Genomic DNA, 13489 nt, shown 5'->3' on the forward strand with positions numbered 1-13489 from the left:
GTCAGAAAATCGTTGACCGAAAAGTCAGACCTGATAAATTCAGGCCCACGTCGATACAACAATAATGAGTCTGCGAGGCCTTCCGTGATCCAGTTTTTACTCAACCAGGAACTCCGTAGCGAGCACGCCCTGGACCCGAACCTGACCGTGCTCAACTATTTGCGCGAACACGTTGGCAAACCAGGCACCAAAGAAGGCTGCGCCAGTGGCGACTGTGGCGCGTGCACGGTGGTGGTAGGCGAATTGGAAACGGACGCCGATGGCCACGAACGCATTCGCTATCGCAGCCTCAATGCCTGCCTGACCTTCGTCTCGTCCCTGCACGGCAAGCAACTGATCAGCGTCGAAGACCTCAAGCACCAGGGCCAATTGCACAGCGTCCAGCAGGCGATGGTCGATTGCCACGGCTCGCAATGCGGCTTCTGCACACCGGGCTTCGTCATGTCGCTGTTCGCCCTGCAAAAGAACAGCGAACAACCCGACGCCCATAAAGCCCACGAAGCCCTGGCCGGCAACCTCTGCCGTTGCACCGGTTACCGGCCGATCCTGGCCGCCGCCGAGCAGGCCTGCTGTGGCAAGCAGCCAGACCAGTTCGATGCCCGCGAGGCCGAGACTATTGCCCGCCTCAAAGCCATCGCCCCGACCGAGACCGGTGAGCTCAACAGTGGCGACAAACGCTGCCTGGTGCCACTGACTGTCGCGGACCTGGCCGATCTTTACGATGCTTATCCCCAGGCGCGTCTGCTGGCCGGCGGCACGGACCTGGCCCTGGAAGTCACGCAGTTTCATCGCACCCTGCCGGTGATGATCTACGTGGGCAACGTCGCCGAACTCAAGCGTATCGAACGCTTCGACGATCGCCTGGAGATCGGCGCTGCCACCGCCCTCTCCGATTGCTACGAGGCCCTGAAAGCCGAATACCCGGACTTTGGCGAATTGCTGCAGCGCTTCGCCTCGCTGCAGATCCGCAACCAGGGCACCCTCGGCGGCAACATCGGCAACGCCTCACCGATTGGCGACTCGCCGCCCCTGCTGATCGCCCTCGGCGCGCAGATCGTGCTGTGCAAGGGCCAGACCCGCCGTACCCTGGCCCTGGAAGACTATTTCATCGACTACCGGGTCACCGCCCGCCAGGAAAGCGAATTCATCGAAAAGATCATCGTGCCGCGAGCCAGCGCCGAACAGGCGTTCCGCGCCTACAAGGTGTCCAAGCGCCTGGACGATGACATTTCCGCCGTATGCGCGGCGTTCAACCTGCGCATCGACAACGGCGTGGTCCGCGACGCCCGCGTCGCCTTCGGCGGCATGGCCGCGACCCCAAAACGCGCCAAGCATTGTGAGGCGGTATTGATCGGTGCGCCGTGGACCGACAGCACCATTGAACGCGCCTGCGCTGCCCTGGCCGAGGATTTCACGCCGCTGTCGGACTTCCGCGCCAGCAAGGAATACCGCCTGCTCAGCGCCCGCAACTTGCTGCGCAAATACTTCATCGAACTGCAAACGCCGCACATCGAGACTCGGGTGACCGCTTATGTCTAACCATCACACCGTAGAGAAGACCCAAGCCGAACTCGCCGAGCTGTTCGCCCGCGACCTGACCACCGGCGTGGGCCGCAGCGTCAAGCACGACAGCGCCGCCAAGCATGTGTCCGGCGAGGCGCAGTACATCGATGACCGCCTGGAATTCCCCAACCAGTTGCACGTCTATGCCCGGCTGTCGGACCGCGCCCACGCCCGGATCATCCGCATCGATACCACGCCCTGCTACGCCTTCGAAGGCGTGCGCATCACCATTACCCATGCAGACATTCCTGGCCTGAAGGACATCGGCCCGTTGCTGCCGGGTGATCCGCTGCTGGCCATCGATGATGTGCAGTTCGTCGGCCAACCGGTGCTGGCCGTCGCCGCCAAGGACCTGGACACCGCGCGCAAGGCGGCGATGGCGGCCATCGTCGAATACGAAGACCTGGAACCGGTGCTGGACGTGGTCGAGGCCCTGCGCAAGCGGCACTTCGTGCTCGACAGCCACACCCACCAGCGCGGTGATTCGGCCGCGGCACTGGCGAGCGCCGAGCATCGCATCCAGGGCTCGCTGCACATCGGCGGCCAGGAACACTTTTACCTGGAAACCCAGATCTCCTCGGTGATGCCTACCGAAGACGGCGGCATGCTCGTCTACTGCTCGACCCAGAACCCCACCGAAGTGCAGAAACTGGTGGCCGAAGTGCTGGGCGTGTCGATGAACAAAGTCGTGGTGGACATGCGCCGCATGGGCGGCGGCTTTGGCGGCAAGGAAACCCAGGCCGCCAGCCCGGCGTGCCTGTGCGCCGTCATCGCGCACCTCACCGGCCAGCCGACCAAGATGCGCCTGCCCCGTGTCGAAGACATGCTGATGACCGGCAAGCGCCACCCCTTCTACATCGAATACGACGTCGGCTTCGACAGCACCGGGCGCCTGCACGGCATCGCCCTGGAACTGGCCGGCAACTGCGGTTGCTCGCCGGACCTGTCGGCCTCGATCGTCGACCGGGCGATGTTCCATGCCGACAACGCCTACTACCTGGGCGATGCGACCATCAATGGCCACCGCTGCAAGACCAACACCGCGTCGAACACCGCCTACCGTGGTTTCGGCGGCCCCCAAGGCATGGTCGCCATCGAAGAGGTGATGGATGCCATCGCCCGGCACCTGGGGCTCGATCCGCTGGCGGTGCGCAAGGCCAACTATTACGGCAAGACCGAACGCAACGTCACCCACTACTACCAGACCGTCGAGCACAACATGCTCGAGGAAATGACCGCCGAACTTGAAGACAGCAGCCAGTACGCCGAGCGCCGAGAAGCGATCCGTCGCTACAACGCCAATAGCCCGATCCTGAAAAAAGGCCTGGCACTGACCCCGGTGAAATTCGGCATTTCCTTTACCGCCAGTTTCCTCAACCAGGCCGGCGCCTTGATCCACGTCTACACCGACGGCAGCATCCACCTGAACCATGGCGGCACCGAAATGGGCCAAGGCTTGAACACCAAGGTCGCCCAAGTGGTGGCCGAGGTGTTCCAGGTGGAAATGGACCGCGTGCAGATCACTGCGACCAACACCGACAAGGTGCCGAACACTTCGCCCACCGCCGCCTCCAGCGGTGCCGATCTGAACGGCAAGGCCGCGCAGAACGCCGCCGAAACCATCAAGCGGCGCCTGGTGGAGTTCGCCGCGCGGCAGTACAAGGTCAGCGAAGAAGACGTCGAGTTCCACAACGGCCATGTGCGGGTGCGCGATCACATCCTGAGCTTCGAGGCGCTGGTGCAGCAGGCCTATTTCGCCCAGGTCTCGCTGTCGAGCACCGGCTTCTACAAGACCCCGAAAATCTACTACGACCGCAGCCAGGCCCGTGGCCGGCCGTTCTACTACTACGCCTATGGCGCGGCCTGTGCCGAGGTGATCGTCGACACCCTCACCGGCGAGTACAAGATGCTGCGCACTGACATCCTCCACGACGTCGGCGCCTCGCTGAACCCGGCCATCGACATCGGCCAGGTCGAGGGTGGTTTCATCCAGGGCATGGGCTGGCTGACCATGGAAGAACTGGTGTGGAACGACAAGGGCAAGCTAGAGACCTGCGGCCCGGCCAGCTACAAGATCCCCGCCGTGGCCGACATGCCGCTGGACCTGCGGGTCAAGCTGGTGGAAAACCGCAAGAACCCCGAAGACACGGTGTTTCACTCCAAGGCCGTGGGCGAGCCGCCGTTCATGCTCGGCATCGCCGCGTGGTGCGCCATCAAGGACGCCGTGGCGAGCCTGGGGGATTACCAGCACCAGCCGAACATCGACGCGCCGGCAACGCCGGAGCGGGTGTTGTGGGGGTGTGAGCAGATGCGTGGGTTGAAGGCGGTTAGTGCTGAGAAAATTGAAGCCGAAATCGTCTGATGATCGTTCCCACGCTCTGCGTGGGAATGCAGCCCCCGACGCTCTGCGTCGAAGTTTGAAGAGCGGACGCAGAGCGTCCAAAGATGCATTCCCACGCAGAGCGTGGGAACGAGCAGTTGAGGTGAAATATGTACAACTGGATCAGCGCCCTCGCCGACCTGCAAACCCGCGGTGAACCCTGCGTGCTGGTGACGATCATCGAAGAGCTCGGCTCCACCCCGCGCAACGCCGGTTCGAAGATGGTCATCAGCGCCAGCCAGACGTTCGACACCATCGGTGGCGGGCACCTGGAATACAAGGCCATGGAAATCGCCCGCAACATGCTCGCCAGCGGCCAGCAGAACACCCATCTGGAGCGTTTCAGTCTCGGTGCGAGCCTGGGCCAGTGCTGCGGCGGCGTCACCGTGCTGCTGTTCGAACCCATGGGCCAGGTCCAGGCGCAGATCGCCGTGTTCGGCGCCGGCCACGTCGGCCGCGCCCTGGTGCCGCTGCTGGCGAGCCTGCCCTGCAAGGTGCGCTGGATCGACTCGCGGGAGGCGGAATTCCCCGAACAGCTGCCCCATGGCGTGCGCAAGATCGTCACCGAAGAGCCACTGGATGAAGTCGACGAATTACCCGTCGGCAGCTACTGCATCGTCATGACCCACAACCATCAGCTCGACCTGGAACTGAGCGCCGCGATCCTCAAGCGCAACGACTTTGCCTACTTCGGCCTGATCGGTTCGAAGACCAAACGGGTCAAGTTCGAGCATCGCCTGCGTGATCGTGGTGTTGACAGCAGCACCTTGCAGCGCATGCGTTGCCCGATGGGCATCGGCGAAGTCAAAGGCAAGTTGCCTGTGGAAATCGCCATCTCCATCGCCGGCGAAATCATCGCCACCTATAACGCCGATTTCGGCCAGCACACCGCCCGCGCCGAACCGATTGCCAAGCTGCTGCCGGCCTCGCGCCGTAGCCAGGCAAACCGTTGAACACTCGTTGAGAATGCCCATGCCCCTGACACGCAAAGCCTACCGCGCCGCCCTGCTCCACAGCCTCGCCGACCCGGCCGAAGTCGGTATCGAGGCGTCCTATGAATATTTCGAAGACGGCTTGCTGGTGGTGGAAAACGGCCAGATCAGCGCCATCGGCCACGCCCATGACCTGCTGCCAACCCTCGCAGCGGACATCGAAGTCACTCATTACCCGGACGCGCTGATCACCCCCGGGTTGATCGACACTCACATCCACCTGCCACAGACCGGCATGGTCGGCGCCTATGGCGAGCAATTGCTGGACTGGCTCAACACCTACACCTTCCCCTGCGAAAGCCAGTTCGCCGACAAGGCCCACGCCGATACCGTGGCCGATATTTTCGTCAAGGAATTGCTGCGCAACGGCACCACCACCGCGCTGGTGTTCGGCAGCGTGCACCCGCAATCGGTGAATTCGTTTTTTGAAGTGGCCCAGAAGCTCGATCTGCGGATGATCGCCGGCAAAGTGATGATGGACCGCAATGCCCCGGACTACCTGATCGACACTGCCGAATCCAGCTACACCGAGAGCAAGGCGCTGATCGAGCGCTGGCACGGCAAGGGCCGCCTGCACTACGCGGTGACCCCGCGCTTCGCCCCTACCAGCACCCCGGAACAACTGGCCCTGGCCGGTCAGTTGCTGGGGGAATACCCAGACTTGTACATGCAGACCCACATCAGCGAGAACCTGCAGGAGGTGCAGTGGGTCAAGGAGCTGTTCCCGGAGCGCAAGGGTTATCTGGACGTCTACGATCACTACCAGTTGCTCGGCGAGCGCTCAGTGTTCGCCCATGGCGTGCATTTGTGCGACGACGAATGTGCACGCCTGGCCGAGACCGGTTCGGCCATCGCCTTCTGCCCGACCTCGAACTTCTTCCTCGGCAGCGGCCTGTTCAACCTGCCGATGGCTGAGAGGCATAAAGTGCACGTGGGATTAGGCACCGACGTGGGTGGCGGCACCAGTTTTTCGCTGCTGCAAACCCTGAACGAAGCCTACAAAGTGATGCAGTTACAGGGCGCGCGGCTGAGCCCGTTCAAGTCGCTGTACCTGGCCACCCTGGGCGGCGCCCGAGCCCTGCGCCTGGAGGACAAAATCGGGACGTTGCAACCGGGTTCCGATGCGGACTTCCTGGTGCTGGACTACAACGCCACGCCGCTGCTGGGCTATCGCCTCAAGCAGGCCAAGGACATTGCCGAGCGGTTGTTCGTGTTGATGACGCTGGGGGATGACCGGACGGTGGCGCAGACGTATGCGGCCGGTAAGTTGGTGCATCAGCGGTAGATTTCATTCGCCTGTCACACCGCTTTCGCGAGCAAGCCCGCTCCCACATTTGATCCGCGTATGTCATGACAACACGGTCGAATGTGGGAGCGGGCTTGCTCGCGAAGGGGGCGACTCGGTGCCGCTGACTCAACTCAATCAGAGCTTAGCCGTCGACCGCCCAGGCTTCTTGCTCTGCAGCAGGTGCGAGAACACCGCATGCAAGTCATCCGACGCGCTTTCCTCGTCGAGGTTGAGCTTGCTGTCGATGTGGTCCATGTGATGCATCATCAGGTCCACTGCCAGCGTGGCATCGCGCGCCTCGATGGCGTCGATCAACTGGGTGTGTTCGTCATAGGAACAGTGGGAACGGTTGCCGCTTTCGTACTGGGCGATGATCAGCGACGTCTGGGACACCAGGCTGCGCTGGAAACTGATCAGCGGGGCATTCTTCGCCGCTTCGGCCAGCTTGAGGTGAAACTCGCCCGACAAACGGATGCCGGCGCCGCGGTCGCCACGGGAGAAACTGTCGCGCTCGTCGCTGACCATCTGCCGCAGCTCAGCCAATTGTTCGGCCGTGGCATGCTGCACCGCCAATTCGGTGATCGCCCTTTCCACCAGGCGCCGGGCCATGAACACCTGGCGAGCCTCTTCGACACTCGGGCTCGCCACCACGGCACCGCGGTTGGGCCGCAGCAACACCACGCCTTCGTGGGCCAGGCGTGACAGCGCCCGGCGAATGATCGTGCGGCTGACCCCGAAAATCTCCCCCAGTGCCTCTTCGCTCAACTTGGTACCGGGCGCCAGGCGTTGTTCGAGGATGGCCTCGAAGATATGCGCATAGACAATATCGTCCTGGGTTCCGCTGCGGCCGGCTTTACCGGCTCGCGGTTGTTTCTTGAGGGGTTGCAACTGTTCGTTCATGGGCACTCGAGTCGGGAGAACTGCGGCGAATTGACCGTGACTGTAATACGGCACAGCGGGTCGCTGGCAAGTATCGCGTAAAAAACAGCTCGATTGTACACAACCTCTGATGGCAACACGACTGTACGGCTGTTTGCGGGCATGGCTGTATTGCAATCGGCTACTGCGTTGAGTTTAGGCTGCAAACCCAAAATCTGTGGCGCGATCAAGCCCAGCCAATCTACAACAAGGACCACCGCCCACCATGACCGAAGTCACGACCACGCCACTTCGTCCATTGGCCGATACCTCACCTTCAGCCATCGTCGCCGGGTTCATCGCGATGATGACCGGCTACACCAGTTCCCTGGTGCTGATGTTCCAGGCCGGCCAGGCAGCCGGGCTGACCAGCGGGCAGATTTCCTCGTGGATCTGGGCGATCTCCATCGGCATGGCGGTGTGTTCCATCGGCCTGTCGCTGCGCTATCGCACACCGATCACCATCGCCTGGTCGACACCCGGCGCAGCGCTGCTGATCACCAGCCTGGGCGGCGTGAGTTATGGCGAGGCCATCGGCGCCTATATCACCTGTGCAGTATTGGTGACGATCTGTGGCCTGACCGGCAGTTTCGAGCGCCTGGTCAAGCGTATTCCAGCCTCACTGGCGGCGGCGCTGCTGGCGGGGATCCTGTTCAAGATCGGCAGCGAGATTTTTATCGCCACCCAGCATCGCACCGGCCTGGTGCTGGGGATGTTTTTCACCTATCTGATCGTCAAGCGCCTGTCGCCCCGCTACGCGGTACTGGCGGCACTGTTGATCGGTACGGCGCTGTCGGGCCTGATGGGGCTGTTGGACTTCAGCGGCTTTGCCCTGGAAGTCGCGACACCGGTCTGGACCACGCCACACTTTTCCCTGGCGGCCACCATCAGCATCGGCATTCCGTTGTTCGTGGTGGCGATGACCTCGCAGAACATGCCCGGCATCGCCGTGCTGCGGGCCGATGGTTACCACGTGCCTGCCTCACCATTGATCACCAGCACCGGCATCGCCTCGCTGCTGCTGGCGCCGTTCGGTTCCCACGGCATCAACCTGGCGGCCATCAGCGCGGCGATCTGCACCGGCCCCCACGCCCACGAAGATCGCAACAAGCGTTACACGGCGGCGGTCTGGTGCGGAATTTTCTACGGGATTGCCGGGGTGTTCGGCGCGACGCTGGCGGCGTTGTTCGCGGCGCTGCCCAAGGAGCTGGTGCTGTCCATCGCGGCCTTGGCGCTGTTCGGGTCGATCATCAACGGCTTGAGCATCGCCATGAGCGAAGTGAAGGAGCGGGAAGCGGCACTGATCACCTTCATGGTCACGGCGTCGGGACTGACGCTGTTCTCCATCGGTTCGGCGTTCTGGGGGATTGTGGCGGGGGTGTTGACCTTGCTGATCCTGAACTGGCGTAGCGCCTGAGAGCTTAAAAGCTTCGCGAGCAAGCCCGCTCCCACAGAGGTGATGTGAGCGACACATATCCACTGTGGGAGCGGGCTTGCTCGCGAAGGCGGCCTGGCAAGCACCACATAAATGACAGGCACAAAAAAACCGGCACCTGGGGAGGTCGCCGGTTTTTTTACACCATCAAGCGACCGGATTGATCGGCTTTTCCGGGTACCAGACGTCCATCAGCGGGCTGACTTCAACGCTGGTCAGCTCAGGACGTGCCTTGAGCCAGGCTTCAACGGCAGCGCGCTGCTCTTCGGAAACCGAGCCACGCTTCTGCAGGCAAACCAGACCGTAGTCGTCGCCGCCGACGTAGCCCAGGCCATTGGCTTCCATGGCTTCTTTCAGGAAAGCGTCGAGGAAAGCGTCAATAGCCTCATCGGCCAGATCTTCTTTGAAATCCAGGTTCAGTTCGAAACCCAGCTCTTGAAATTCATCCACGCACAGTTTTTTGCGCAGACGCTGGGAACGGTTAGTCGCCATTGGAACAATCCTCATAAGTAATAACGGCCGGCACTTTACCAGTTTGGTGCGGCGATTGCCCGACTGATCGGGCGTATCGACCTACCGTCGGTAAAAAATAGCAGCCGAAGGGCTCAGGCACGGCCCCAGCCGTTGCGGCTTGGGGCATAATGCCGACACTTTCATGACCGTTGAGGGCGTTCATTTTCATGTCCTCGTTATTTCCCCCTCGCCCGTAGGGTTTTATTTCAAATGATCAAATCTTTGCGTCCACTGCTTCTGGCCAGCCTTCTTCTTCCCCTGGCCCTCCCTGTCACCACCTACGCCGCCACCATCAACACCGCCCTGTCGCCCAACGTGCAAAAGGCCCTCAAGAACAGCAAGCTGCAGAACGACGCGCTGTCCCTGGTGATGGTGCCACTCAACGGCCCCGGCACTCCGACCCTGTACAACGCCGACGTCTCGGTGAACCCGGCGTCCACCATGAAGCTGGTGACCACCTACGCGGCCCTGGAAATGCTCGGCCCCAATCACCAGTGGAAAACCGAGTTCTACACCGACGGCACTCTCAACGGCGGGATCCTCAACGGCAACCTGTATCTCAAGGGCGGCGGCGATCCCAAGCTGAACATGGAAAAACTCTGGCTGCTGATGCGCGATCTGCGGGCCAACGGCGTGCAGCAGGTCACCGGCGACCTGGTGCTGGACCGTGGATTCTTCATCCAACCGCAACTGCCCGAGTTCAACGACGACGGCAACGACGAAAACAAACCATTCCTGGTCAAGCCCGACTCGCTGCTGGTCAACCTCAAGGCCCTGCGCTTCGTCGCCCGTAACGACGGCGGCCGGGTGCTGGTGTCGGTGGAGCCGCCGATTGCGAGCATTCGCATCGACAACCAGGTCAAGGCCGTCAATTCCAAGCAATGCGCCGGCGGCGTGCGCTACAACCCGGTACCGCAAGCAGACGGCAGCGTGACAGTGACCGTCGGCGGCCAGCTCGGGGACGGTTGCAGCTCCCAGACCTACCTGTCGTTGCTGGATCACGCCACCTACACTGCCGGTGCGGTGCGAGCGATCTGGAAAGAGTTGGGTGGCAGCATCCAGGGCCAGGACCGCCTGGCAGCGACCCCGAGCAGCGCCAAGGTCCTGGCCCGGGCGTTCTCCCCGGACTTGGCGGAGATCATCCGCGACATCAACAAATACAGTAACAACACCATGGCCCAGCAACTGTTCCTGAGCCTCGGCGCGCAGTTCCGTAACGAAGCCGACGGTGATGACGCCAAGGCGGCGCAGCGGGTGGTACGCCAGTGGTTGGCCAAGAAAGGCATCACCGCACCGCACCTGGTGATGGAGAATGGTTCCGGTCTGTCCCGCGCCGAACGGGTCAGCGCCCGGGAAATGGCGGCCATGCTGCAAGCCGCCTGGCGCAGCCCGTACTCGGCCGAGTTCATCAGTTCGATGCCGATTGCCGGCACCGACGGCACCATGCGCAAACGCCTGAAGACCACCGCGATGGCGGGCGAGGCCCACGTCAAGACCGGGACCCTGAACACCGTCCGCGCCATCGCCGGCTACAGCCGCGACATCAATGGCAATACCTGGGCGGTGGTGGCGATTCTCAACGATCCAAAACCATGGGGCGCCTCGTCGGTGCTGGACCAGGTGCTGCTGGACCTGTACCGCCAGCCGAAACTGCCGCAGACGGCTTCGGTGCTCTGACACAGCACAAACCCAATGTGGGAGCCTGCTCGCGATTCAGTCGGTCAGTTGGTATGGATGTGACTGACCTGGCGCTATCGCGAGCAAGCTCGCTCCCACAGGGGATTTGTGTCACACACGAAGGTTGTGCCCACTGAAGATCAAGTGTGGGAGCGGGCTTGCTCGCGAATGCGGTATAACATTCAAGCATTGCGTTGGCTGACACGCCGCCTTCGCGAGCAAGCCCGCTCCCACACTTTGCCCCCCTAGACCTAAAAGTGGCTAACCCAACTGCGTCTCGACCCGATCCCGCCCGGCCTGCTTGGCCGCATACACGCCCGAGTCAGCCCTTAGCAGCAACGCATCGGCGCCCTCCCCGGCGCGCCAGGTGGCGATACCGAAGCTGGCGGTGACAAACCCCACATCCTCGATGGGCGCCGCCCGCAAGCCTTCCCACAGCTCCAATGCCAAGATGTAGGCATTTTCGCTGTCAGTGTCCGGGCACAGCACGACGAACTCTTCCCCACCCAGCCGGCAAAACACATCGGTGCGCCGCAACCGCTGGGCGACGCGTTGGCAGACCGCCTGCAACACCCGGTCGCCCACTGCGTGGCCATGCTGGTCGTTGATGCGCTTGAAGTGGTCAATGTCGAGCATGATGACCGCCAGCCCCCCGGAACCACGCTCGACCCGAGCCATCTCCGAAGTCAGGCGATCCTGGAAATAGCGGCGGTTGCGAATGCCGGTCAAGGCATCGGTGACGGACAAGGCCCGCAACTCTTCTTCCACCCGTTTGAGGTCGGAAATATCCGAGACATAGCCATGCCACAACACTCCACCGCCGGGCAGTTCCTCCGGCGTGGCCTCACCGCGTACCCAGCGCAGCCCGCGCAAGGGCAATTGCACCCGATACTCTTCCCGCCACGGGCTCAAGGTATGGGCCGAAGCACGAATCGAAGCGCGGACGCGCGTGCTGTCCAACGGGTGGATCCGCGAGAAAACCGCCTCGGCGTTCTGCACCAGCACATCGGGTTCCATTTCATAGATGTCGCGAATGCCGTCGCTGGCATAGATCACGCTGAAGCGACCGTTGAAATCCATTTTGAACTGGTAGATGCCACCGGGCACGTGGGCACTGAGCTTTTTCAGCAACAAGTCACGGGCAGCCAACGCTTCGTGGACACGCTTGCGTTCAGTGATATCGATGCAGATCGCCAGGTGCCCGACCCACAGCCCCTGGTCATCGAGCATCGGTGTGGCAAGCATGTTCACGGTCAAGTGGCTGCCATCGCGGCGCACCAGGGTCCACTCCCGCGCCTGTTGCCCGCCCTGCTCGCCGCCCTCGAGCAGCATCGCGTGGCACGTCGGAATCGGCTTGCCGAAGCGCGCGCCGAGTTGGGCGGCGCGGGCCTGGAGTTCGCGCGGTACATGCAGGCTTTCCAGGGTCATGCTCTGCAGGACCTCGCAGCTCTGGTAACCGAGCATCTGTTCGGCACCGACGTTGAAGGTGGTGATGACGCCACGCAGGTCAGTGGCGATGATCGCGACCTGGGTCGCGGCATCCAGCACACCGCGCAACTGGCCATGGGTACCGCGCAGCTCCTGCTCCCGGGCGCGCAGTTCACGGGTGCGCTGCTCCACCAGTTTCAAGGCCCGCTGCCGCTGGCTGACCAACACATAGAGCAAGGCGCTGAGCAGCAGGCTGAGCAAGCCGCCGAGTATCACCATGGTCGTGACCGAAGAATGATTGGTCGACAGAAACACCCGGCTGGGTCGCAATTCCACCCGGTAATCGCGATCAGCCAGACGCAACAGGCGGGTCGCCGCCAAATCGCTCTGGCCCGGCGGGTTGCGGGACTCGAACAATGCCTCCTCGCCGTTTTTGGTAGACGGGTCCATGACCCGCATCGACAGATTGTCGTGACCGGACGCCGGCAGCCCGTCGCCCGCCAGTTGCCGCATGCTGATGACCGCCACCACATACCCGAGCGGTTCGCTGGCCGACGCCCTGATCACCGGCGCGACCAGCAGTAGCCCGCGGGAAAATACCGGGTCGGCGCCCATCAAGTCCACGGGTTGCGAGGCCACCAACCCGCCTTGCTGGCGGGCCCGCTCGAGGGTGGCGCGGCGCACGGGTTCGGAAAGCAGGTCCAGGCCCAGCGGTGTCCCGTAGGACGCCTGGCTCTGGATGTAGAGCAGCGGTGCGTATTCGTCCCGTTCGGCGGCCAGTCGCAGGCCTCCGTGGCCGTCCGCCTCGCGGATCGTAAATTGAGTGGCCCCTTCTGCCTGCGCCCGCTGTTCGAACGCGTGCCGTTCGTCGCGCAACACCCTGGGCACCCAAGCGAAGGCCCGGGTACGGCGCAACAGCGCGACGGCGTAGCCACGGAATTCGCTGTTGGAGACCCCTTCGGAGTTGGCAAAAAAGCGTCCGAGGCTGCCGAGGATTTGCTCCTCGTCCTGGAACTGTTCCTCAATGCGGCTGAAACGCTCCTCGACATGCATCTCGAAACGCTGGCGCAGTTGTTGATTGACCAGGTTCATCATCGCCCAGGTCAGCACGCCAGTCAGGAAGGCACCGGCCAGCAGCACCAGCGAAGCCACCAGCCAGGCCGACACGTCTTCGCTGATAAAACCCAGGATTCTGGGGCGCACCTGATGCAATGCCATAAATACAACTCGCGAAGGTACCAGGCATAAGTACAACCCTGGACACAGCCTAAGTTATAGCTATTCGCCATCACTTT

The 13489-nt window shown here is 62.5% G+C and carries 9 protein-coding genes; 6 read left to right on the forward strand and 3 right to left on the reverse strand.

The window, feature by feature from the left end; genetic code table 11:
• The first annotated feature begins 84 nt into the window (after nt 1-84).
• The 4 genes from xdhA (at nt 85) to guaD (ending at nt 6220) form a co-directional block, all read left to right on the forward strand.
• On the forward strand, nt 85-1539 hold the full coding sequence (xdhA, locus tag CFII68_RS11590) for a xanthine dehydrogenase small subunit (RefSeq protein ID WP_018608648.1): 1455 nt from the start codon (nt 85-87) through the stop codon (nt 1537-1539).
• Nucleotides 1532-3925, forward strand: coding sequence for a xanthine dehydrogenase molybdopterin binding subunit (gene xdhB, locus CFII68_RS11585; RefSeq protein WP_018608649.1), 2394 nt, complete (start codon nt 1532-1534; stop codon nt 3923-3925). Before xdhA ends, xdhB begins: the two co-directional genes overlap by 8 nt.
• A gap of 128 nt (nt 3926-4053) precedes the next feature.
• Nucleotides 4054-4896 (forward strand): xanthine dehydrogenase accessory protein XdhC, encoded by an 843-nt coding sequence (xdhC, locus tag CFII68_RS11580; RefSeq protein WP_018608650.1) that lies wholly within the window; start codon nt 4054-4056, stop codon nt 4894-4896.
• A gap of 19 nt (nt 4897-4915) precedes the next feature.
• Nucleotides 4916-6220, forward strand: coding sequence for a guanine deaminase (gene guaD / locus CFII68_RS11575; protein ID WP_018608651.1), 1305 nt, complete (start codon nt 4916-4918; stop codon nt 6218-6220).
• A 138-nt stretch (nt 6221-6358) separates the two neighbouring features.
• On the opposite strand, the gene CFII68_RS11570 is transcribed toward guaD, so the two are convergent.
• A complete protein-coding gene (locus tag CFII68_RS11570; protein WP_003183531.1) occupies nt 6359-7123 on the reverse strand; it encodes a GntR family transcriptional regulator in 765 nt (254 codons plus the stop codon).
• 244 nt (nt 7124-7367) lie between these two features.
• Here CFII68_RS11570 and CFII68_RS11565 point away from each other — a divergent pair, with 244 nt between their 5' ends.
• Complete coding sequence (locus CFII68_RS11565) at nt 7368-8558, forward strand: benzoate/H(+) symporter BenE family transporter (protein ID WP_018608652.1); 1191 nt, start codon at nt 7368-7370, stop codon at nt 8556-8558.
• A gap of 165 nt (nt 8559-8723) precedes the next feature.
• Here the strand turns inward: CFII68_RS11565 and CFII68_RS11560 are convergent, their stop codons facing one another.
• Nucleotides 8724-9068 (reverse strand): YggL family protein, encoded by a 345-nt coding sequence (locus CFII68_RS11560; RefSeq protein WP_003199553.1) that lies wholly within the window; start codon nt 9066-9068, stop codon nt 8724-8726.
• A gap of 231 nt (nt 9069-9299) precedes the next feature.
• Between CFII68_RS11560 and dacB the strand changes: the two genes are divergently transcribed.
• The gene (dacB, locus tag CFII68_RS11555) at nt 9300-10766 is read left to right on the forward strand and encodes a D-alanyl-D-alanine carboxypeptidase/D-alanyl-D-alanine-endopeptidase (RefSeq protein ID WP_018608653.1); all 1467 of its coding nucleotides are present in this window, start codon (nt 9300-9302) and stop codon (nt 10764-10766) included.
• Between the two features lie 261 nt (nt 10767-11027).
• Here dacB and CFII68_RS11550 read toward each other — a convergent pair whose 3' ends face one another.
• Entirely contained in the window at nt 11028-13412 is a 2385-nt protein-coding gene (locus CFII68_RS11550; RefSeq protein WP_018608654.1) for a diguanylate cyclase, read from the reverse strand.
• Nucleotides 13413-13489: the final 77 nt, after the last annotated feature.

It is taken from the genome of Pseudomonas sp. CFII68, from assembly GCF_000416195.1.
Taxonomy (GTDB): domain Bacteria; phylum Pseudomonadota; class Gammaproteobacteria; order Pseudomonadales; family Pseudomonadaceae; genus Aquipseudomonas; species Aquipseudomonas kilonensis.